Below are 1,241 nucleotides of genomic sequence, written 5' to 3'. Positions count from 1 at the left end.
GCCAGGGGGCTGCCGACAGGCCCGCATACGGTGCGGGTGCAGGCTGTTGACGCGGCGGGGAATATAAGCAGCAACGGGCCGAGCGGAGAGCTGGGAGGAGCTAACCCGGCTCCATTCAGCGTCGGCATGACGGTGGTGTCCAAGGAGCCTTCCAATACGGTGCTGCAATTCGATTTTACCAACGGGATTGATGCGACGCTTGACTCGGTTCTGCAGAAGATCAGCTTGACCGAGAAGAATTCCTCCGCCCGAATCGGCTACTCCAGTCAGGAGTACATCAAGCAAGGGACGGATTGGGAGCCCGGCGTAGCCAAGCTGCGGCGTCTCATTCTGACATACAACGGATTGAAGAAAGATACGGCTTATGTGGTCAAGATGGACGGAAGCGTGGCGGCCAACAACGGGAATACGCTTGGGCATGACTATTCCTGGGATTTTGCGATCGGCACACCTGCCCCTGCCCCTGGCGGAGGCGCTCTTCTGGGCGGCGCAGGGCCGGGAGGAGGCGCGGCTTCCGGAGAAGAGGCTCTCAAGGCGTCCTCTCTTACCGAGGTGGGAGAAATTGTGCAGGAGACGGGCCGGAGCGTCCTTAAGCTGGACGGGGAGAAGGTCGGAAAGCTGCTGAAAAATTCCGGGCAGAAGACTCTTCTGCTGGATATGGACGCGATGAACGGCATAGACGAAAAGTCCGCCAAAGAGCTTCGGCTGTCCAATGACATTGCGAAATTGTTCGTGGATTACGGCAAAAATCTGGCGCTTCGCGAGAAAGGCGCAACCTGGAGCCTGCCTTCGGCTGCGCTGGGAGGGTATCCGCAGTTAAGTCTGCTGCTTGAGCATCCTGCTTCAACCAGTCTCCCCGCAGCGCCGGAGCATACCGTATCCGATGCCGTATATGCATATTCACTGTCGGCCAAAGCGGGAGACTCCTTGGCAGGCGGCCCTGGCGGCCTGATAACGCTGGCGCTGCCGGTTCCGACGGGAACGGAAGACGCCGATTTGCTGGGCGTTTATCGCCTGAACGATGCGGGAACCGGCTGGGAGTACATTGGCGGCCGGGCGGCAGGCGGCAAGCTGACGGCAACGAGCGGCCGGTTCGGCATTTATACGGTCATGGAATCGACGCGAACCTTTGCCGATATAGCGGGTCACTGGGCCAAGCACACCATTGAAATTATGGCGGCGAGACAAATTGCGGATGGTGTGGACGATAAGAGCTTTAGGCCGGAGGGCAGCGTAACGCG

1 protein-coding gene is annotated in these 1,241 nt (G+C 59.5%); it reads left to right on the top strand.

Going from position 1 to position 1,241, the window contains the following annotated elements; all coding sequences use genetic code 11:
• Positions 1 to 1,241 (top strand): S-layer homology domain-containing protein (locus tag L692_RS28330; protein ID WP_036723080.1); only part of this gene is annotated, 1,241 nt, incomplete at both ends.

Origin of the sequence: Paenibacillus forsythiae T98 (assembly GCF_000520735.1) — a bacterium.
In the GTDB taxonomy this organism is placed as follows: domain Bacteria; phylum Bacillota; class Bacilli; order Paenibacillales; family Paenibacillaceae; genus Paenibacillus_AQ; species Paenibacillus_AQ forsythiae.
Note: the sequence above shows the minus strand (reverse complement) of the source record. Positions and strands in the feature narration are given on the sequence as shown.